At 63.5% G+C, this 20436-nt stretch carries 25 protein-coding genes; 22 read left to right on the top strand and 3 right to left on the bottom strand.

Annotation, left to right across the window (positions count from 1 at the left end; translation table 11 throughout):
- Positions 1-2: 2 nt before the first annotated feature.
- A complete protein-coding gene (locus tag B447_RS12495) occupies positions 3-743 on the bottom strand; it encodes an SAM-dependent methyltransferase (protein WP_002940513.1) in 741 nt (246 codons plus the stop codon).
- Complete coding sequence (locus B447_RS12500) at positions 740-1315, bottom strand: Maf family nucleotide pyrophosphatase (RefSeq protein ID WP_002940516.1); 576 nt, start codon at positions 1313-1315, stop codon at positions 740-742. The genes B447_RS12495 and B447_RS12500 overlap by 4 nt, the downstream gene beginning before the upstream one ends.
- 46 nt (positions 1316-1361) lie before the next feature.
- Here B447_RS12500 and B447_RS12505 point away from each other — a divergent pair, with 46 nt between their 5' ends.
- From B447_RS12505 to B447_RS12545, 9 genes are all read left to right on the top strand, one after another.
- A complete protein-coding gene (locus B447_RS12505; protein ID WP_002940518.1) occupies positions 1362-1886 on the top strand; it encodes a YceD family protein in 525 nt (174 codons plus the stop codon).
- A gap of 30 nt (positions 1887-1916) precedes the next feature.
- Positions 1917-2096 carry a 50S ribosomal protein L32 gene (gene rpmF, locus B447_RS12510; protein WP_002930052.1) on the top strand — a complete coding sequence of 60 codons (180 nt, stop codon included), beginning with the start codon at positions 1917-1919 and terminating at the stop codon, positions 2094-2096.
- A 101-nt stretch (positions 2097-2197) separates the two neighbouring features.
- Positions 2198-3214 (top strand): phosphate acyltransferase PlsX, encoded by a 1017-nt coding sequence (plsX, locus tag B447_RS12515; protein ID WP_002930049.1) that lies wholly within the window; start codon positions 2198-2200, stop codon positions 3212-3214.
- On the top strand, positions 3211-4176 hold the full coding sequence (locus tag B447_RS12520; protein WP_002930047.1) for a beta-ketoacyl-ACP synthase III: 966 nt from the start codon (positions 3211-3213) through the stop codon (positions 4174-4176). Before plsX ends, B447_RS12520 begins: the two co-directional genes overlap by 4 nt.
- 43 nt (positions 4177-4219) lie before the next feature.
- Complete coding sequence (fabD, locus tag B447_RS12525; protein WP_002930046.1) at positions 4220-5149, top strand: ACP S-malonyltransferase; 930 nt, start codon at positions 4220-4222, stop codon at positions 5147-5149.
- A gap of 3 nt (positions 5150-5152) precedes the next feature.
- Entirely contained in the window at positions 5153-5902 is a 750-nt protein-coding gene (gene fabG, locus B447_RS12530; protein WP_002930043.1) for a 3-oxoacyl-ACP reductase FabG, read from the top strand.
- 91 nt (positions 5903-5993) lie between these two features.
- On the top strand, positions 5994-6233 hold the full coding sequence (gene acpP / locus B447_RS12535; protein WP_002930040.1) for an acyl carrier protein: 240 nt from the start codon (positions 5994-5996) through the stop codon (positions 6231-6233).
- Positions 6234-6338: 105 nt separating this feature from the next.
- The gene (fabF, locus tag B447_RS12540; protein WP_002930038.1) at positions 6339-7574 is read left to right on the top strand and encodes a beta-ketoacyl-ACP synthase II; all 1236 of its coding nucleotides are present in this window, start codon (positions 6339-6341) and stop codon (positions 7572-7574) included.
- A 21-nt stretch (positions 7575-7595) separates the two neighbouring features.
- Positions 7596-8099 carry a hypothetical protein gene (locus tag B447_RS12545; protein WP_002940521.1) on the top strand — a complete coding sequence of 168 codons (504 nt, stop codon included), beginning with the start codon at positions 7596-7598 and terminating at the stop codon, positions 8097-8099.
- Between the two features lie 26 nt (positions 8100-8125).
- Here the strand turns inward: B447_RS12545 and nadB are convergent, their stop codons facing one another.
- A complete protein-coding gene (gene nadB, locus B447_RS12550) occupies positions 8126-9727 on the bottom strand; it encodes an L-aspartate oxidase (RefSeq protein WP_002940523.1) in 1602 nt (533 codons plus the stop codon).
- Positions 9728-9970: 243 nt separating this feature from the next.
- Here nadB and rpoE point away from each other — a divergent pair, with 243 nt between their 5' ends.
- The 13 genes from rpoE to B447_RS12615 are packed head-to-tail and all read left to right on the top strand — an operon-like array spanning position 9971 to position 20422.
- On the top strand, positions 9971-10570 hold the full coding sequence (gene rpoE / locus B447_RS12555) for an RNA polymerase sigma factor RpoE (RefSeq protein WP_002930025.1): 600 nt from the start codon (positions 9971-9973) through the stop codon (positions 10568-10570).
- A gap of 9 nt (positions 10571-10579) precedes the next feature.
- Positions 10580-11125: a sigma-E factor negative regulatory protein gene (locus B447_RS12560; protein WP_002930023.1), complete on the top strand. Its 546-nt coding sequence runs from the start codon at positions 10580-10582 to the stop codon at positions 11123-11125.
- Positions 11122-12090, top strand: coding sequence for a MucB/RseB C-terminal domain-containing protein (locus B447_RS12565; protein ID WP_002930020.1), 969 nt, complete (start codon positions 11122-11124; stop codon positions 12088-12090). The genes B447_RS12560 and B447_RS12565 overlap by 4 nt, the downstream gene beginning before the upstream one ends.
- Positions 12090-12554, top strand: a complete 465-nt coding sequence (locus tag B447_RS12570; protein WP_083485764.1) for a SoxR reducing system RseC family protein — start codon at positions 12090-12092, stop codon at positions 12552-12554. The genes B447_RS12565 and B447_RS12570 overlap by 1 nt, the downstream gene beginning before the upstream one ends.
- Positions 12554-14005 (top strand): Do family serine endopeptidase, encoded by a 1452-nt coding sequence (locus B447_RS12575; RefSeq protein WP_002940524.1) that lies wholly within the window; start codon positions 12554-12556, stop codon positions 14003-14005. Before B447_RS12570 ends, B447_RS12575 begins: the two co-directional genes overlap by 1 nt.
- A 5-nt stretch (positions 14006-14010) precedes the next feature.
- Positions 14011-14277 carry a glutaredoxin family protein gene (locus B447_RS12580; protein ID WP_002940525.1) on the top strand — a complete coding sequence of 89 codons (267 nt, stop codon included), beginning with the start codon at positions 14011-14013 and terminating at the stop codon, positions 14275-14277.
- A 52-nt stretch (positions 14278-14329) separates the two neighbouring features.
- The gene (gene lepA, locus B447_RS12585) at positions 14330-16126 is read left to right on the top strand and encodes a translation elongation factor 4 (protein ID WP_002940526.1); all 1797 of its coding nucleotides are present in this window, start codon (positions 14330-14332) and stop codon (positions 16124-16126) included.
- A 10-nt stretch (positions 16127-16136) separates the two neighbouring features.
- On the top strand, positions 16137-16925 hold the full coding sequence (gene lepB / locus B447_RS12590; RefSeq protein WP_002940527.1) for a signal peptidase I: 789 nt from the start codon (positions 16137-16139) through the stop codon (positions 16923-16925).
- A 15-nt stretch (positions 16926-16940) separates the two neighbouring features.
- On the top strand, positions 16941-17303 hold the full coding sequence (locus B447_RS12595) for a DUF4845 domain-containing protein (protein WP_002930007.1): 363 nt from the start codon (positions 16941-16943) through the stop codon (positions 17301-17303).
- A gap of 4 nt (positions 17304-17307) precedes the next feature.
- On the top strand, positions 17308-17979 hold the full coding sequence (gene rnc / locus B447_RS12600; protein WP_002930005.1) for a ribonuclease III: 672 nt from the start codon (positions 17308-17310) through the stop codon (positions 17977-17979).
- Positions 17976-18902 carry a GTPase Era gene (era, locus tag B447_RS12605; RefSeq protein WP_002930001.1) on the top strand — a complete coding sequence of 309 codons (927 nt, stop codon included), beginning with the start codon at positions 17976-17978 and terminating at the stop codon, positions 18900-18902. The genes rnc and era overlap by 4 nt, the downstream gene beginning before the upstream one ends.
- 15 nt (positions 18903-18917) lie before the next feature.
- Positions 18918-19670 carry a DNA repair protein RecO gene (gene recO, locus B447_RS12610; protein WP_002940528.1) on the top strand — a complete coding sequence of 251 codons (753 nt, stop codon included), beginning with the start codon at positions 18918-18920 and terminating at the stop codon, positions 19668-19670.
- A complete protein-coding gene (locus B447_RS12615; protein WP_002940529.1) occupies positions 19670-20422 on the top strand; it encodes a pyridoxine 5'-phosphate synthase in 753 nt (250 codons plus the stop codon). Before recO ends, B447_RS12615 begins: the two co-directional genes overlap by 1 nt.
- Positions 20423-20436 lie beyond the last annotated feature (14 nt).

A 20436-nucleotide genomic window follows, 5' to 3' on the forward strand; every position in this document is an offset into this window, starting at 1 on the left:
ATTCAGCCGAGTAGAAGGTAGATCGCAGGCCGGCGGGCGATTGCCGGGCGCGCGGTCTTGCGCCAGTCCCGGATGCTGTGGGTGAGCAGCCAGGCTTCCGGCGTGCCGAGGTCGCAGCCGATGCACAGGCGGGTGTCTGGCTTGAGCAGCTTGAGCAAAGCATCAAAGATGCGCTCATTGCGGTAGGGGGTTTCGATGAAGATCTGCGTGCGCCCGCAGCGGCGGGATTCGTCTTCGAGGTTGCGTAGCGCGCTGTCGCGCTCCTGCTCGCCGACCGGCAGGTAGCCATGGAAGCAGAAACTCTGTCCATTGAGTCCCGAGCCCATGAGTCCGAGCAGGATCGATGAGGGGCCAATCAATGGCATCACCTGAATGCCAAGCGCATGTGCGCGCGCGACCAATCTGGCTCCGGGGTCGGCGACGGCCGGACAGCCGGCGTCGGACATCAGGCCGACATCGTTGCCGGCGAGTGCGGGGGCGAGCAGCGCATCTAGGGTTGCGTTGGTGGTCTGCGGCTCGGTCGGCAGTTCGCGAACGTCGGTGTCCCGTAGCGGGTGCGGGTAGTCGAGCTGCTTCAGGTGCGCTCGTGCGGTGCGAGCCGTTTCGACGACGAAGTGACGTAGCCCGGCGGTGATCCGCTGCGCCTGTTGGGGCAGGAAGTCGGTCCATGGGGTTGTTTCGCCAAGGCTGACCGGGACCAGGTAAAGGGTGCCGTGCCGGGGGTCTGGAGTGGGTGCATTCACGGCAGTTGGAGGCCTTCGGCACGGAGCATGCGGGACAGTGCGATGAGCGGCAGCCCAATCAGTGCGGTGGGATCGTCGCCCGGCATCGCATCGAGCAGGGTGATGCCCAGTCCCTCGGATTTGGCGCTGCCGGCGCAGTCCAGTGGGCGCTCCCTGGCGACATAGCGCTCGATTTCAGCATCGCTCAAATCGCGAAAGCGGACTTGGGTCGGGACGCCTTCGACCTGCAGCGTACCAGTGCGCGTATTGAGGAGCGCGAGGGCGGTGTGAAAGGTGACGATGCGACCGCGCATGCGCTGAAGTTGTGCGATTGCACGCGCCTCCGTGCCCGGTTTGCCGAACACCTCGTCGCCCATGTAAGCGACTTGGTCGCTGCCGATGACGAGTGCGTCCGGCCAGCGCGCGGCCACGGCACGCGCCTTTGCAACTGCAAGGCGCTCTGCAGTAGCGGGCGGCGCTTCGCCCTCGAGTGGCGTCTCGTCCGTTTCCGGGCGGTCGGTCTCGAACGGAATGTGAAGGCGTTCGAGGAGCGTGCGGCGATAGGCCGATGTGGAGGCGAGGACGAGCGTCATGGTGGTCTTTACAGAAGCGTCGAAAAAATAATATCATGCACGGCTTATGTCGCAACAAGGCATCCCTTCCCGGACGATTCCGGATCCCTTCAGGTTTGCTGCAGACGGCCGCTCCTTGGTGGGCGAGGTCGCTGTCGCGGACCTGTTGCGCCTGTCGGATGTGCTTGCGTCGCTCGAGGGCGCGCTCGCATGGCGGCTGGAAGGCTCCATGGTTCAAGGAGTCGTGGGGCTCGAGCCCAGGCTACGGTTGGTTGTCGAGGGGGAGCTTTCCCTCAGCTGCCAGCGCTGCCTCGGTGGGCTGTCGTGGGGCTTGAAGGTCGATAATGTCCTTCAGCCCGTACGGCCGGGGCAGGCGATTCCCGAGGGGGAGCTGGAAGACGACGAAGTGGATGCGATCGAGGTCGCTGCAGAGCTCGATGTCCTGGCATTGGTAGAGGATGAGATCCTGCTGGCCTTGCCGATTGCGCCACGGCATGAAAACTGCGAGTCGCCCCGAAGCATGGCTGGCTCGAACAAAGAATCGCCTTTCGCTGCGCTTGCGTCGCTGCGAGGCAGTCCCAGCGCGGAATAGGCGCGATATTTAGCTTTAGGAGCATTACTCATGGCCGTTCAACAGAACAAGAAGTCCCCCTCGAAGCGTGGCATGCATCGCGCACACGATTTCCTCACCGGCCCGGCGCTCGCCGTCGAGCCGACCTCGGGTGAAGTCCATCTGCGTCACCACATCAGCCCCAACGGCTTCTACCGCGGCAAGAAGGTCGTCAAGGTCAAGGGCGAGTAAGTTCAAGCCCCAGGTATCGAGGGCGGCGCATGGCGCTTGGCGCCTGCGCCGCCTTTTTTCCGACTCCAGTCTTCAAACAATAAATAGCACGCGAGATGCCGATGGGTGTCACCATTGCGATCGACTGCATGGGTGGCGATCATGGTCCGGTCGTGACCGTGCCTGCCGCACTTGCCTTCCTGCGCCGTCACCGGGACGCGAAGGTCATCCTGGTGGGGCTCGAGGAGGCGATCCGGCCCCTGCTCGTCAGCACTGCAAGCGAGTTCGGCGAACGAATCAGGGTACGACATGCCACCGAGGTGGTGGCGATGGACGATCCGCCGGCGATCGCGATGCGCACGAAGAAGGATTCTTCGATGCGCGTTGTCATGGATCTCGTCAAGGCGGGTGAAGCGAACGCCGCGGTTTCCGCCGGCAATACCGGTGCGCTGATGGCGATCTCGCGCTTCGTCCTCAAGACTTTGCCGGGTATCGATCGGCCTGCGATTGCGACTGTCCTGCCGTCAATGCATGGTCACACGTATGTGCTCGACCTCGGCGCCAATGTTGACTGCACGGCGGAGCATCTGCTTCAGTTTGGCGTCATGGGGGCGATGCTCGTAGCAGCGATCGAGCACAAGGAGCGCCCGACCGTGGGCTTGCTCAACATTGGCGAAGAGGTGATCAAGGGCAACGACGTCGTCAAGGAAGCGGGCGAGCTGCTGCGCAACAGCGGCTTGAATTTCCAGGGCAATGTCGAAGGCAACGATATCTACGAAGGTACGGTGGACGTCGTCGTTTGCGATGGCTTTGTTGGCAATGTCGCGCTCAAGACCTCTGAAGGCCTCGCGCAGATGATCGGCGCTTTCCTCAAGCAGGAGTTCAAGCGCTCGCTGCTGACCAAGCTGATGGCAGTTGTGGCGCTTCCCGTTCTGAAGCGGTTCAAGCAGCGTGTCGATCACCGTCTCTACAACGGTGCGCCCTTGCTTGGGTTGCGCGGTGTCGTCCTGAAGAGCCATGGCTCGGCCGATGCGGTTGCCTTCGAGAATGCGTTGGGGCGAGCTGCCGAGGCGGCATCGAACCGGCTGATCGAGCGCATCACGGAGCGCATGGCGAGCATGAACGAGGTAAACGCATGATTTACGCACGCATCGCGGGAACGGGCAGTTACTTGCCGGGCGATCCGGTCACCAATGACGATCTGGTCGCGCGTGGAATCGATACCTCCAATGACTGGATCGTGAGTCGCTCGGGCATCCATAGCCGACACCTCGCCGCCGCCGACGTGGGGGCAAGCGATCTCGCCAAGCTCGCCGCCGAGCGAGCACTCGATGCTGCGGGCTGCGAAGCCGACGACATTGACCTGATCATCGTCGCCACATCCACGCCTGATTTCATCTTCCCGAGTACCGCCGCTCTGGTGCAGTCCAAGCTTGGTATCCGCAACGGCGGCGCTGCGTTTGACGTGCAGGCGGTGTGCAGCGGTTTCGTGTACGCGTTGAGCGTGGCCGAGAAGTTCATTCGTTCCGGTAGTCATACGCGTGCGCTAGTCATCGGTGCCGAGGTCTTCTCCCGCATTCTTGACTGGTCCGATCGGTCAACCTGTGTGTTGTTCGGTGATGGCGCCGGTGCGGTCGTGCTCGAAGCGTCGACGAGTCCCGGCATTCGCATGTCTGCCCTGCATGCCGACGGCAGTCATCATCCCATTCTCTGTGTGCCCGGTGGTGTGGCCTCCGGTCAGGTGATCGGCGATCCTTTTCTGCGCATGGACGGGCAGGCCGTGTTCAAGTTTGCCGTGAAGGTGCTTGGCGACGTCGCGCACGAGGTGCTCGAGCGCGCCGGGGAGTCCGCACAGAGCGTCGATTGGTTGATCCCGCATCAAGCCAATATCCGCATCATCCAGGCTACGGCCAAACGCCTCGGCCTGCCGATGGACAAGGTGGTGACCACCCTCGATCACCATGGCAATACATCGGCCGCCTCCATTCCGCTCGCGCTCGATGAGGCTGTGCGCTCGGGGCAGATCCGCCCCGGGCATCGACTCATTCTCGAGGGGGTCGGCGGTGGTTTCACCTGGGGTGCAGCCCTGGTCGATTTCTGAATCGCTTCCTGCTTTCACTTTTTTCTGATTGGTGGAGAACAGCATGGCATTTGCGCTGGTTTTTCCCGGCCAGGGTTCGCAGTCGGTCGGCATGATGGCCGCCTACGGCGAGTCGGCCGTCGTTCGTGACACGTTTGCCGAGGCTTCCGATGCCCTGGGCGAGGACTTGTGGGCCATGGTCTGCGACGGGCCGGCCGAGCGCCTGTCGCTGACGGTGAATACCCAGCCCCTGATGCTTACCGCAGGGGTGGCGACTTACCGCGCATGGATCGCGGCAGGTGGGCCCGCGCCCGCCCTGGTCGCCGGACACAGCCTGGGTGAGTATTCCGCGCTGGTTGCCGCTGGTGCGCTGGCCTTTGCCGATGCCGTTCCGCTGGTGCGCTTCCGCGCCCAGGCGATGCAGGAGGCGGTGCCGGCCGGCGAAGGTGCAATGGCTGCGGTGATGGGGCTCGAGGCTGAAGCGGTGCGAGAAGCCTGCGCCGAGGCGGCCCAGGGCCAGGTGGTCGAAGCTGCGAATCTCAATGCGCCTGGGCAGATCGTCATCGCGGGTGCGAAGGCGGCTGTCGAGCGTGCAAGCGAGATCGCCAAGGCAAAGGGTGCCAAGCGCGCCGTGCTGCTTCCGGTGTCGGCGCCGTTTCATTGTGCGCTGATGCGCCCGGCCGCGGAGCGTCTTGCCGAGCGCCTGGCAACGGTTGCTGTCTCCACACCCACGATCGGTGTCATCAACAACGTTGACGTGGCCGTCTATGATGAGCCTGAGAAGATTCGCGATGCACTCGTTCGCCAGGCCTATTCTCCGGTGCGCTGGATCGAACTGGTGCAGGAGATGGCACGCCGTGGAATGAGCCATGTGATCGAATGCGGTCCGGGCAAGGTGCTGGCAGGCATGACCAAGCGCATCGCCAAGGAAGTCGAAGGAGGCTCGGCACACGATGCGGCCAGCCTCGAACAATCCATCGCCGCAGTGAGGTAACGCATGAGCTTTTCGCTTGAAGGGCAGGTCGCACTCGTTACTGGCGCCTCCCGCGGCATCGGCCGCGCGGTAGCGCTCGAGTTGGCGCGGCTTGGTGCCATCGTTGTGGGTACGGCAACCTCCGCCTCCGGCGCTGCCGACATTGCGGCTGCGCTTGCCGAGTTGGGCGCCAAGGGGACAGGGCTGGCGCTGAATGTGACCGATGCCAACGCCTGTGAGGCGCTGATCGGCGACATCGAGAAGCAGTTCGGTGCGGTTACCATCCTGGTCAACAATGCTGGCATCACTCGCGACAACCTTGCGATGCGCATGAAGGATGAGGAGTGGGATGCGGTTATCGACACCAATCTGCGCGCTGTGTTTCGCATGAGCAAGCTCGTCATGCGCGGCATGATGAAGGCGCGCAATGGTCGCATCATCAACATCACTTCGGTGGTGGCGAGTGCCGGCAATCCCGGACAGGCCAACTACGCAGCGGCCAAGGCCGGTGTGGCCGGCATGACGCGCGCACTGGCGCGCGAGTTGGGCAGCCGCAACATCACGGTCAATTGCGTGGCGCCTGGCTTCATCGACACCGACATGACGCGTGCGCTGCCCGAGGCGGCACGCGATGCGCTGCTAGGCAACATTGCTCTTGGCCGTCTGGGTCGTCCCGAGGAGATCGCCGCTGCGGTCGCCTTCCTGGCCTCTCCTGCCGCCGCCTATGTGACCGGAACCACGCTGCACGTCAATGGTGGTATGTACATGTCCTGATAACGGATCGGGATAGCGGTTCCCCGGCGTTTTGGTAGAATACGCCGGCTTTTTTTCAATACACCTGTCACCCTCAGGAAGGAGTTGGTTCATGGAGAACATCGAACAGCGCGTCAAGAAGATCGTCGCTGAGCAACTTGGCGTGAACGAATCGGAGATCAAGACCGAATCTTCGTTCGTCGATGATCTGGGCGCGGATTCGCTGGACACCGTGGAACTCGTCATGGCGCTGGAAGAAGAGTTCGAGTGCGAGATTCCGGACGAAGAGGCCGAGAAGATCACCACCGTCCAGCAGGCGATCGACTACGTCAACGCCCACCTCAAGAAGTAAGCAGCATCAGCGCTTTCAAGGCGTAGCCTGTCCGGTTGCTGCGTTTGCGCGTGGCCCCGGGCAGGTCAGTTTTACCCTTTTCATCGTTTCATATCGGAGTTGCCTGTGTCGCGTCGCAGAGTCGTCGTCACCGGTCTGGGCGTCATTTCGCCGGTCGGAAATACCGTCCAGGAAGCCTGGGCAAATATTCTTGCCGGCAAGAGTGGTATCGGCCCCATCACGCGCTTTGATGCCAGCGGATTCGCAGCACGCATCGCAGGCGAGGTGAAGGGCTTCGACGTTTCGGCCTACCTGTCGCCCAAAGAGGCGCGCCGCATGGATGTCTTCATCCACTACGGCATGGCGGCGGGCATCCAGGCAATCCGCGATTCCGGCATCGAGGTCAATGAGACCAATGCCGACCGGATTGGCGTGAACATCGGATCGGGCATTGGCGGCCTGCCGATGATTGAAGACACGCACAACGACTACCTCAACGGTGGTCCGCGCAAGATCTCGCCCTTCTTCATTCCGGGCACCATCATCAACATGATCTCGGGCAACCTCTCGATCATGCATGGCATGAAGGGGCCCAACCTGTCCGTCGTGACTGCGTGTACGACCGGCCTGCACGCCATCGGCATGAGTGCGCGCATGATCGAGTACGGTGACGCCGACGTGATGGTATGCGGCGGCGCCGAATCGACTGTCACGCATCTCGCGATCGGTGGCTTCGGTTCGGCAAAGGCATTGTCGACCCGCAATGACGATCCCGCCACGGCCAGCCGCCCCTGGGACAAGGATCGTGATGGCTTCGTGCTTGGCGAGGGGGCGGGCGTCCTGGTCATCGAAGAGTACGAGCATGCGGTCAAGCGCGGTGCGAAGATCTATGCCGAGCTTGCGGGCTTCGGCATGAGCGGTGACGCCTACCACATGACGGCGCCCGATACCGATGGGCCGCGGCGCAGTATGGTCAATGCGATGAGGAACGCCGGCGTCAATGCCGACGAGGTGCACTATCTCAACGCACACGGCACCTCGACGCCGCTCGGTGACAAGAACGAGACCGAGGCGATCAAGCTTGCCTTTGGTGTCGATGCGGCGCGCAAGCTCGTCGTGAACTCCACCAAGTCGATGACCGGGCATCTGCTCGGTGGGGCCGGTGGTCTGGAGTCGGTTTTGACGGTGCTTGCCGTGCATCATCAGGTCTCGCCGCCCACCATCAATATCTTCGAGCAGGATCCGGAGTGCGATCTCGACTACTGCGCCAATGTGGCGCGGCCGATGAAGATCGATGTCGCCCTCAAGAACAACTTCGGCTTTGGCGGTACAAACGGCACCCTGGTTTTCCGCCGGATTTGATGGCGATATGCATGGCCTCCCATGCATGAGCCGCTGATCATTGCATTGCGCCCCTCCCCGGGGGTGATGGCGTCAGTGTCGGTCGCGCATGTCGCGGCTGCACTGGCGCTTTTTCATGTCCCTGCGTTTGGACTCGAGGCGCTGCTCGGCGGGCAGGGTGTGATGCAGGCGGTCATCGCCGGTGGCGCTGGCTGCGTGCTGTTCGCCTCGCTGATCAGGGCGTTGGTCCAGGAGTGGCGCAAAAGGAGGCTGCACCTGGCACTGAACGAGGCGGGTGAGATTTCACTTCTGCAGCCAGCCGCTCCGCCATTGCGGGGAAGGGTGGCGCCGCATTCGATCGTGGTGTTCGAATGGGCCGTGTGGTTTCAGTCGTGCCCGGAGTTCGAGGGCCGTATGCGTCCAGGCCGCTCGCGGCGCTTCATGATCGTGGCTGCAAATCTCGATGCGCAACAATGGCGCGGGCTGCGCATCTGGCTGCGTCATGAGGCCGTGCGTGCCGATGCTCCCGATGGGCGTGCCGCCTGACCCGGCACAGGGTGTGCCGGGCGCTGTCAGTCTTGTGCAGAGCGCCTGGCCTTTGGCGGGCGAAGGATGGTGTCCCGCGGGCGGGCGAGCGTCTCAGGGAAGTCGTTGGAGTAATGAAGTCCACGGCTTTCCTTGCGCTTGAGGGCGCAGCGCACGATGAGGTCGGCAGTGACCACGAGGTTGCGCAGTTCGATCAGGTCGTTGCTTACGCGGAAATGGCTGTAGAACTCGTGGATCTCGCTGGCGAGCAGGCGAATCCGGTGCTGGGCGCGGAGGAGGCGCTTGGTGGTGCGCACAATGCCGACGTAGTCCCACATCGCGCGCCTCAGCTCAGCCCAGTTGTGGGTGATGACCACTTCTTCGTCGGCGTCGGTGACCCGGCTCTCGTCCCAGTCGGGCAGTACGGGCGGTTGCGTGGGCGGCTTGGACAAGATGTCCTCGGCGGCCGCTTCGCCAAATACCAGGCACTCCAGTAGCGAGTTGCTGGCGAGGCGGTTGGCGCCATGAAGTCCGGTGAACGCCGACTCGCCAACGGCGTACAACCCCGGTACGTCGGTCCGTGCAGCGAGGTCGGTAACGATGCCACCGCAGGAATAGTGCGCAGCCGGTACGACCGGAATCGGTTCGCGGGTGATGTCTATCCCAAGCTCGAGGCAGCGCCGGTAAATGTTCGGAAAGTGACCGCGAAGCCACTCTGCCGGCTTGTGGCTGATGTCGAGGTAGACGCAGTCCAGGCCGCGCTTCTTCATTTCGAAGTCGATCGCCCGCGCAACCACATCGCGCGGCGCAAGCTCTTCGCGAGGGTCGTGGTCAGGCATGAAGCGCGTGCCGTCGGGTAGCTTTAGAAGTCCGCCCTCTCCGCGTACGGCCTCCGATATCAGGAACGATTTTGCATGAGGGTGGTAGAGGCAGGTCGGATGGAACTGGATGAACTCCATGTTCCCGACTCGGCAGCCTGCTCGCCACGCCATCGCTACGCCGTCACCGGTGGCGACGTCCGGGTTCGTCGTGTACAGATAGACCTTGCCGGTGCCGCCCGTGGCCAGCACTGTGTTGCGCGCCGCAAACGTCACCACGCGATCGGCATCGATATCCAGCACGTAGGCGCCGAGGCAGCCTGCCCCGGGCTGGCCCACCTTGTCGCCGATCACGAGATCGACCGCGATGTGATGCTCGAAGACGTCGATGTTCGGATGCGCGCTCACCTGCGCGCCGAGCGTCGATTGCACCGCGGCGCCAGTGGCATCGGCGGCATGGATGATGCGCCGGTGGGAGTGTCCGCCTTCGCGTGTTAGGTGGTAGCCGAGCCTGGAGTCCGCCTCGCGCGTGAAGGGTACGCCGCGGTCGATGAGCCAGTCGATCGCACGCTTGCCGTTCTCGACGACCAGTCGTGTGGAGCGCGGATTGCACAGCTCGGCGCCGGCGACGAAGGTGTCGCGCACATGCGCTTCGACGCTGTCTGCAGTATCGAGTACGGCGGCAATGCCGCCCTGCGCCCAGTTGCTCGCGCTGTCCGAAAGCTCGCGCTTGGTCACGAGGGCGACGCGCATGCTGTCGGCGAGGCGCAGTGCCATCGACTGCCCGGCGGTGCCGCTGCCAAGGATGAGTACGTCGTACTGTTTCAGCAAGATGTCGCTCTGGCTCGTGGGAAGGGGCGAAATATAGCATGTCGCGGCGCCTTGCCGCGTGGCCAGGCCCGGTGGAGCGTACGGGCAGGGGGCCGGTAAGTCCTGATCGAATGACCCTGTCGGGGGCTGAACTATTTTAACGGCCGCCTGTCTTGAACCATGTCTTCGATTGCTGCTGATTGCCCACTCGGTCGCTTATAATCCGGACGCTTCATATTCTGAATATCCGGAAGAACTTATTACATGAGCGATCGTGAGCTCGATCAGCAACTCGTCGAGCGCGTACAGCGCGGCGACAAGCAGGCATTCGGCTTGCTGGTATCCAAGTACCAGCGCAAGCTGAATCGTTTGTTGTCGCGTCTGATCCGCGATCCCGCCGAAGTCGAGGACGTTGCGCAGGAGACTTTCATCAAGGCCTACCGGGCGTTGGGTTCTTTCCGCGGAGACAGTGCTTTTTACACATGGCTTTACCGGATCGGAGTCAATACGGCGAAGAACTACCTGGTATCTCAGGGCAGAAGGGCGCCGACATCGACCAGCTTCGACTCGGAAGAGGCCGAGACCTTCGAGGATGGAGACCAGTTGCGGGACATCAACACGCCCGAGCGTTTGTTGATGACGCGCCAGATCGGCGAGGCCGTCGAGGGGGCAATGGGCGATCTGCCCGAGGAGTTGAGGACGGCGATCATGCTGCGGGAGTTCGAGGGTCTGAGCTACGAAGAGATCGCCAGCATCATGGAGTGCCCCATAGGCACGGTGCGCTCGCGGATCTTCCGCGCGCGTGAAGCGATTGCAGAGCGTCTGCGGCCGTTGCTCGACACGGCGCCGGACAAACGTTGGTAGGTGGCAGACATGAAGGACAAGGTATCGGCGTTGCTTGATGGAGATCTCGACGAGCAGGCCACGCGTTCGGTCATCGAGCGCATGGGGGTCGATTCGGGACTGCAGCGGCAGTGGGATGCATATTGTTTGATCGGCGATGCGATCCGCGGCGATCGCTTCGGCTCGAGTGATTTCGTCGATCGCGTGATGGCCCGGCTCGACGACGAGCCGACCGTTCTTGCTCCCCGGCCTGCTGCCGGCGACAGCGTCAGGCGGTCGGTCTGGCAGTCCTTGTTGCCGATCGCTGCGTCGGTGATGGGTGTGGCCGCGGTGGGACTCGTGGCTGCAACGCTCTACTCCCAGGACGATCGCGCACCTGCGAAGCTGGCGAGCGAGGCTGCCAAGGTTCAGGTGGTGGCTGCGCCGGCCGTGCGTGCGTCGGTCCAGCCGGTGGGCCTGGACCCGCATCGCGAATATGTGTTTGCGCATCAGGGCCTGAGCGGCGTCGGTCCGCTGCCTGCTGGCGTGCAGTACGTGAGGACTGTTTCCGATCAGCGCCAGGGAACGGGTCGATGAGGTTCAGCGCAGCCGTACTGACCGCCTGCGCCTTGCTGCTGCAAACGCCTGCTCACGCCGAAGGCCCCTCGGACCCGTTGTCCTGGCTCGGCAGGATCCAGTCCGCAGGGCAGCGCCTCAATTACGTTGGAACGTTCGTTTATCAGTCGGGTGGGCATGTCGAGACATCTCGCGTTGCTCACCGTGTCGATGCGGCAGGTGCCCTCGAGCGGCTAGAGGTGCTCGATGGCAGTCCGCGGGAGATCATCCGCCGTGGCAATGAAGTGCACTGCGTTCTTCCCGATGAGCGCACCGTCATCATCGACCAGGCCAGCGGCAGGCGCGCCTTTCCAGCCCGTCTGCCGGCAAGTCTGACCGACCTCGCGGAGTACTACCGGATCCGCAAGGGTGAGTTGAGCAGGGTCGCGGGCTACGAGGCTCAGGCCATCGTGCTCGATCCGCGTGACGACCTCCGCTACGGCCACACGCTGTGGGCCGAAGTGCAGAGCGGGCTGTTGCTCAAATCGCGCATGGTGGACGAGCATGGCTTGCTCATAGAGCAGTTCAGTTTCAGCGACATCCGCATTGGCGGCGATGTCGATGCGGCCTTGCTCGAGTCCCGCTTCACGCCCGATGGCGACTGGAAGGTTGTCAACGCGCGCGGTGACGACATGCCCAAGACAGAAGCCGGGTGGGTACTGACCGAGCCGCTGCCGGGTTATTTGCTCACTTCGGTCATGAAACGGCCCTTGGGGCGTGACCGCGGGCAGGCGGTGCACATGGTGTTCAGTGACGGACTGGCGGCCATTTCGGTCTTCATCGAACCGGTTGGCGATGGGTCCGAGATCGGTTTGGGGCCGGTGTCGACCGGGGCCATCAACATCTACAAGCGCGCCCAGGATGGCCATCTGGTAACGGCGCTCGGCGAGGCGCCCGAGCGCGCGGTGCGCCATGTGGGTGACCACATTCGTCCGGTGTCGCGGTGATGCAGGCTCGGGCGCGGGTGCTGAGGGTCGAGCGTGGCAAGGCTTGGGTGAAGCTGAGCGACAAGGCGGGTGGTTGCGGGCGTTGCGACGAACCTGGTGGCTGCCGGTCAATGCAGATCACGCAGGCGCTCGGTGCAGGCAAGGATGAGTTTGCGCTGCCGCTGGTTCCCGGCATCGGTCCGGGCGACGACGTCGTGATCAGTATCCCCGACGGCGCGGCGCTGCGCGCGGCGCTTGCCAGTTATGGCCTGGCGACCGTGCTGCTGGTTTCGGGCGCAGGTCTTGGTGGTCTATTCGCTGATGGGCGTTCGGGCGATACGTATGCGCTCGCGGGGGGGCTTGCCGGCTTGCTGCTGGCGTGGGCGACGAACAGGGTGCTCGCGCGCAGCAGGAACTGGCGTCTGGGCCTGCGCATGGACCTGGCGCCGGCCTCTGCGTGTGTGCAGGGCGGCCCGCAGCGGTGATGGCGCGGATGCCCGCAGTTTCCGGCGTGGGGGCGCTCCTGCGCTTGCTGGTTCTGTTCGCGTGCCTCAGTGCTTTCGGTGCGCCGACGTGGGCGGCCAGTGTCGCCTTGCCAGACTTCACCCGTCTGGTGGAGAAGCAGGGTGCGGCTGTGGTCAATGTCAGCACCAGGCAGGCGCGCAAGGCGGCCAGCCGCCTGCCGTTCCAGATTCCCGAGCTCAACGAGTCGGACCCGATGTTCGACTTTTTCCGCAAGTTCATTCCGCGCACCCCGGAGGCACCGGGTGGTGACCCTGACAACCAGTCGCTCGGTTCAGGGTTCATCATCAGTGCCGATGGCTACATCCTGACCAACGCACATGTGATCGAGGAGGCCGAGGAGATTCTCGTTCGCCTCGCTGACAAGCGTGAGTACAGCGCCGAGGTCATCGGCGCCGATGCACGCAGTGACGTCGCATTGATCCGCATCGACGCAAGCGATCTGCCTCACGTCGTGTTCGGGAATCCCGATGCGCTGAAGGTTGGCGAGTGGGTGCTCGCGATCGGTTCGCCCTTCGGCTTCGAACAGTCGGTTACCGCAGGCATCGTGAGTGCAAAGGGGCGTAGCCTGCCGGATGAGAACTTCGTGCCCTTCATCCAGACCGACGTCGCGATCAATCCTGGCAACTCGGGCGGTCCATTGTTCAATCTGCGGGGTGAGGTCGTCGGTATCAACTCGCAGATCTACAGCCGTACGGGTGGGTTCATGGGCTTGTCGTTTGCGATCCCGATCGATCTGGCGATGGATATCCAGCAGCAACTGCGCGCCTCGGGCAGGGTGCAACGCGGTCGCATCGGGGTGTCGATCCAGGAGGTCACGCGCGCACTTGCCGACAGCTTTGGGCTGATGCGTGCCGCAGGGGCATTGGTAAGTGCCGTCGAGCCCGAAGGGCCTGCCGCGCGCGGCGGTGTCGAGCAGGGCGACATCATTGTCCGCTTCAATGGCCGCCCGGTGGAAAACTCGGCCGATCTGCCGCGTATCGTGGCAGCGGCACGTCCGGGGCAGGAGGTCGACGTCGACATCCATCGCGCTGGTGCGGCACGCGCGTTGAAGATTACGGTTGGCGAGTGGGAGGATCCTGAGGCGGAAGAGGCCGAGGAGCTCAGCGGCGACCCCGGTGGGGCAGCCAATGCACTCGGCCTGGATCTGGTGGTGCCGACACCTGCGCAGCGCCGCGAGGGCAAGGTCGACCAGGGGTTATTGGTGCAGCGCGTACAGGGTGCCGCAGCGCGGGCCGAGATCGTTCCTGGCGACGTTGCACTCGCAATGGTGGTTGCCGGCCGTCATGTAAAGCTCGACACCCTGGATGCGTACAATCATGTGTTGGGTGAGTTGCGCCCCGGTCAGCAGGTGAGTGTGCTCATCCGGCGAGCCGACTTTGTTTCCTACGTGAGCTTGAGAGTGGAGAAATGACGGGAATGGCCGGGGGCAAGGTATTTACCGTGCTGAGTCGGGAGTGGTGCCACCTCTGTCACGACCTTGTCGCTGCGCTCGAGCCCATCGCGGCTGAGCATGGCTGGCGGATCGAGGTGGTCGACGTGGACCAGGATGCGGTCCTTGAGGCACGCTGGGATGAACTTGTCCCTGTATTGCTTCACGGCGAGCACGAACTCTGCCACTACCACCTCGATGAGCCTGCGGTGCGCGCTTATTGCAGCCGTTTTCCGCTAGAATCACGGGCTTGACAAGGCCAACCATTCCGAAAACGGGTGCTGCAAGGCACCCTTTTCGTTTCGCATGAACCACATCCGCAACTTCTCCATCATCGCTCATATCGACCACGGCAAATCGACCCTGGCCGATCGACTCATCCACTTCTGCGGCGGCTTGTCCGAGCGCGAGATGGAAGCCCAGGTGCTCGACTCGATGGATATCGAGCGTGAGCGCGGCATCACCATCAAGGCGCAGACAGCAGCCCTGCACTACAAGGCCAAGGACGGGCAGGTATACAACCTGAACCTGATCGATACCCCGGGCCATGTGGATTTTTCCTACGAGGTCAGTCGTTCGCTGGCCGCCTGCGAAGGCGCGCTGTTGGTCGTGGATGCCTCGCAAGGGGTTGAGGCGCAGACGGTGGCGAACTGCTACACCGCGCTCGATCTCGATGTCGAGGTGGTCCCGGTGCTCAACAAGATCGACCTGCCGGCGGCTGACCCGGACAACGCCCGTCAGGAGATCGAGGACGTGATCGGCGTCGATGCTTCGGAGGCCATCCTGTGCTCGGCCAAGACCGGCCTGGGCGTGGAGGACGTGCTCGAGGCAATCGTCGCCCGCATCCCTTCCCCCAAGGGCAAGGCTGATGGCCCGCTCAAGGCGCTGATCATCGACTCCTGGTTCGACAACTATGTCGGCGTGGTGATGCTGGTGCGCGTGGTCGACGGCGAGCTGAAGCCTAAGGACCGCATCCTGCTGATGTCCAACGGCGCACAGTACCCCTGCGACCAGGTGGGTGTGTTCACGCCGCGCTCGGTGAGCCGGGATGCACTGCGCGCAGGCGAGGTCGGCTTCGTGATCGCCGGCATCAAGGAGATCGAGGCGGCCAAGGTCGGCGACACCATCACGCTCGCCAACAAGCCCGCGAGCGAGCCGCTGCCCGGCTTCAAGGAGATCAAGCCGCAGGTGTTCGCCGGCCTGTATCCGGTGGAGTCCTCCGAGTACGACCAGCTGCGCGATTCGCTCGAAAAGCTGCGCCTCAACGATGCTTCGTTGCAGTTCGAACCCGAGGTTTCGCAGGCATTGGGCTTTGGTTTCCGTTGCGGCTTCCTCGGCCTGCTGCACATGGACATCGTGCAGGAGCGCCTGGAGCGCGAATTCGACATGGACCTGATCACCACCGCGCCGACGGTGGTGTACGAGGTCGTGCTCAACGACGGCAGCGTCATCCGTATCGAGAACCCGGCCAAGCTGCCCGAACCCGGCAAGTACCAGGAGATCCGTGAGCCCATCATCACCGCCACCATCTTCCTGCCGCAGGACTACGTCGGCCCGGTGATCACGCTGTGCAACCAGAAGCGTGGCAACCAGGTCGACATGCGTTACCACGGTCGCCAGGTGCAGCTGATCTACGAACTGCCGATGAACGAAGTAGTGATGGACTTCTTCGACAAGCTCAAGTCGGTGTCGCGCGGCTACGCGTCACTGGACTATGACTTCAAGGAATACCGCACGGCCGATCTGGTCAAGCTCGACCTGATGGTCGGCGGCGAGAAGGTCGATGCGCTGTCGGTGATCGTGCACCGTGCCAGCGCGCAGTACCGCGGCCGCGAGCTGGCGAGCAAGCTGCGTGGCCTGATTCCGCGCCAGATGTTCGACGTGCCGGTACAGGCTGCGATCGGCGCCCACATCATCGCCCGCGAGACGATCAAGGCCTTGCGCAAGAATGTGCTCGCCAAGTGCTACGGCGGCGACATCAGCCGCAAGAAGAAGCTGCTCGAGAAGCAGAAGGAGGGCAAGAAGCGCATGAAGCAGGTTGGTAACGTCGAGATCCCGCAAGAAGCCTTCCTCGCCGTGCTGCGCACCGACGAAGGCAAGTGACGGATAGCGCATGAATTTTGCACTCATCCTCTTCCTGCTGCTTGTCGCCACCGGTGCGCTCTGGTTCCTGGATCGCTTCCATGCGCGCAAGCTGCGCGCGGCAGGCGCGCCGAACCCTTGGTGGGTGGAATATGGCGCGAGCTTCTTCCCGGTGATTCTGATCGTGTTCGGCTTGCGCTCCTTTATCGTCGAGCCGTTCAAGATCCCCTCCGGATCGATGATCCCGACCCTGCTGGTTGGCGACTTCATCCTCGTCAACAAGTGGACCTATGGCATCCGGCTGCCGGTGATCAACCAGAAGGTCATCGATATCAATGCCCCCGAGCGCGGTGACGTGATGGTGTTCCGCTATCCGGCCGACCCTTCGCTGGACTACATCAAGCGCGTGGTCGGGCTGCCGGGCGACCGCGTCGAATACGTGAACAAGCGTCTCAGCATCAACGGCCAGCCGGTGCCGATCGAGGAGGTCGGCGCCTACCTGCATCCGGACAGGTTGTACTATTCGCCTCAGTTCACCGAGCGCCTTGGCGCAGTCGAGCACTCGGTCCTGATCGAGCGCGACGCTCCGGCCTTCATCCCGCAGGTGATGAATTTCCCCGGGCGTGAGAACTGCACCTATACCAGCGCCGGCGTCAGTTGTACCGTGCCTCAGGGGCACTACTTCGTACTCGGCGATAACCGCGATGCGAGCAGCGACAGCCGTGTGTGGGGCTTCGTGCCGGAGCAGAACATCGTCGGCAAGGCTTTCTTCATCTGGTTCAACTTCAACGACATGAAGCGCATTGGCGGCTTCCACTGATCGAGGGGTATCAGCATGCGCATGAAGTCACAGCGCGGCGTCACGCTGACCGGGGTTCTCGTGGTCGGCACACTGGCTGCGTTCCTGTTGATCCTCGGTTTTCGCACGGTGCCGGTGTTTAACGAATACCTCGCCATCAAACGTATCCTCGTAGTGCTTGCAGACGAGGGCGACAAAGGGGCAACGGTGGCGGATCTTCGCCGAGGCTTCGACACGCGACGCCAGATCGACGACGTGAAGAGTATCCGTGGCGCGGACCTCAAGATCGACAAGACCGCGTCGCGCACGCAGATCTCCGCACGCTACTCGCGAACGGTGCCACTCATTGCCAATGTCAGCCTGCTGTTCGACTTCGAGCCGAACAGCGAGGCGCGCTGACCCCATGGCGCCCGATCAGTTGCAGTCGCGCCTGGGCCACGTATTCGGTGATCCCCGGCTGCTGCGCGAGGCCCTGACCCACCGCAGCTTCGGCCAGCCCAACAACGAGCGCTTCGAGTTCCTGGGCGACAGCATCCTCAACTGCGTGATCTCGATTGCGCTGTTCGAGCGTTTCGGTGGTTTGCGCGAAGGTGACCTGTCGCGCGTCCGTGCCTCTCTCGTACGCCAGGACGCGCTCTATCGCATTGCCCTGGAGCTAGAGCTGGGTGCGTTCCTGCACCTTGGCGAAGGCGAGTTGAAGTCGGGTGGCAGCAAGCGGCCATCGATACTGGCCGATGCGCTCGAGGCCGTTTTTGCGGCGGTCTTTCTCGACGGTGGTTTCGACGCTGCAAAGCAGGTCATCGACCGCCTTTATGCGCCACTGCTCTCCGAAGTCGATCCGCGGCGGCCGAGCAAGGATGCCAAGACGGCCTTGCAGGAGTGGCTGCAGGCGCGCAGGATCGCGGTGCCGACCTATTCGATGGTGCAGGCGCTTGGCGAGGCCCATGCGCAGGAATTCGAGGTGGCCTGCGAAGTGCCCAAGCTTGGCGTGCGTACGCTGGGCCGCGGCCCGAGCCGCCGTATCGCCGAACAACAGTCAGCCGAACTCGCCCTCGCGGCACTCAGGAAGCAATGAACGAACATACTCTCGACAGCCCGGCCGACGGCAACTCGGACGGCGCCTTCCGCGCCGGCTTTGTCGCCATTGTCGGCCGCCCCAACGTCGGCAAGTCGACCCTGCTCAATCGCCTGATCGGGCAGAAGATCAGTATCGTCTCCAGCAAGGCGCAGACCACCCGCCATCGCGTCACCGGCATTCTCACCGAAGCCGATGCGCAGTTCGTGTTTGTCGACACGCCGGGCTTCCAGACGCATCACCGCAACGCCCTCAACCGGTCGATGAATCGCACCGTGTCGCAGGTGCTGGCCGATGTGGACCTGGTCTTCTTCGTCATCGAGGCTGGCCGCTTCACCGACGATGACCGCAAGGTGCTGTCGGTGATCCCGGAGACGTCCAAGGTCATTCTGGTGATCAACAAGGTCGATCAGTTGAAGGACAAGGCCCGTCTGCTGCCCTTCATCGACCAGGTGCGCCAGGCACGCGAGTTCATCGAGATCGTGCCGCTGTCTGCGGAGAAGGGGCGCAACGTCGACACCCTGGTCAAGGCGGCGACGCCGCTCTTGCCCGTGGCTACGCCGATGTTCGAGGAGGACGAGATCACCGACCGCAGCGAACGCTTCCTGGCCTCCGAATTCCTGCGCGAGAAGCTGTTCCGCCTGCTCGGCGACGAGCTGCCCTACGGCATCGCGGTGGAGATCGAGAAGTTCGAGGTCGAGGGCAACCTGCGTCGCATCCACGCTGCAGTGATCGTCGACAAGCCAGGCCACAAGGCGATGGTGATCGGCAAGGGCGGCGAGAAGCTCAAGCGCATCTCCAGCGAGGCGCGCGTCGAGCTCGAGAAGCTGTTCGACGGCAAGGTGTTTCTCGAGGTCTGGGTCAAGATCAAGAGCGGCTGGGCCGACGACGAGCGCGCGCTGAAGAGCCTCGGTTACGAGTGATCCGGGCGCAGGGCAATGGCGGCAGCCAAGCAGCGCGTCGAGCAGCAACCGGCCTGGGTGCTGCACACCTATCCCTGGCGTGAGACGAGCCTGATCGTAGAGGTGTTCGCGCGCGATCATGGCCGCGTTGCGCTCGTCGCCAAGGGGGCGCGCCGGCCGCATTCGCAGCTGCGTGGGGTGCTGATGGCCTTTCAGCCATTGTCGATGGACTGGTCGGGCGGCGGCGAGGTCAAGACGCTCGTGCGCGCCGAGTGGCAGGGCGGACAGCCACTGCTCACTGGTCGTGCGCTGATTTGTGGCTACTACCTCAACGAGTTGCTGGTGCGCCTGACCGCCCGAGAAGATCCCCACCCGGAGCTCTTCATCGCCTACGCCAAGGCCGTGCGTGCCCTTGGTCGCGGCGAATCCGAGCCACCGATCCTGCGCCGCTTCGAGCTTGCCTTGCTGCAGGACCTTGGCTATGAGGCTGGACTCGCGAACGAGGCCGACGGTGGCGGTGCCGTGCGCCCCGAAGGGCGCTACATTTACATTATCGAACGCGGCCCGCTGCGCCTGGAAACCCTTGAAGGGGAGGGTGTCGACCCTGCTGCGCTCGGTGACCAGGCGCTGCTGTCCGGGCAGACCCTGCTCGACATGGCCGCCGACGATTTCTCGCGCGCGGAAACGCTGGCCCAGTCCAAGCAGTTGCTGCGCATGCTCATCAACCACACCCTGGGCGGCCAGCCGCTGCAATCGCGCCGGGTGCTCAAGGAACTGCAGGAACTCTGATGATCGAACTCGGCGTCAATATCGACCACGTTGCCACCTTGCGCCAGGCGCGCCGCACCTGGGAGCCTGACCCGGTGTGGGCCGCGGTCGAGGCCCATCTGGGCGGTGCGGACGGCATCACCATCCACCTGCGTGAGGACCGCCGCCACATCAACGACGACGACGTGCGCCGCCTCGCCGAACTCACCCAGGTCAAGCTCAACCTCGAGATGGCCGCCACCGACGAGATGGTCGACATCGCCTGCCGCACCAAACCGCAGATGGCCATGCTGGTCCCCGAGGGACGCCACGAGGTCACCACCGAGGGCGGGCTGGATGTGCTGGCGCAGGAGACGCGCCTGCGTGACGTGATCGCCCGCCTGGCCGACACCGGCATCGTCACCAGCGTGTTCATCGATGCCGAGCTCGAGCAGATCGAGGCAGCTGCGCGCATCGGCGCGCGCGTGTGCGAGATCCACACCGGCCCCTACGCCCACGCCTTCCATGCCGCCGGCCGTGATGCCGAGGCGCCGGCGGTGGTCGACGAGCTCGACAAGATCCGCATCGCCGGCGAAGCAGTGCGCCGGCTCGGCATGCGCTTCAACGCCGGCCATGCGCTGAACTACTACAACGTCCAGCCGGTTGCCCGCCTGCCTGGCATCCGCGAGTTGCACATCGGCCATTCGATCGTCAGCCGTTCGGTCTTCGTCGGCCTGCGCGAAGCGGTGGCCGAGATGAAGCGGCTGCTGCGCGAAGCCGCGCTCACGGCCTGATGCTGCTCGCGGAG

The organism is Thauera sp. 27 (assembly GCF_000310125.2).
GTDB classification, from domain to species: Bacteria; Pseudomonadota; Gammaproteobacteria; order Burkholderiales; family Rhodocyclaceae; genus Thauera; species Thauera mechernichensis.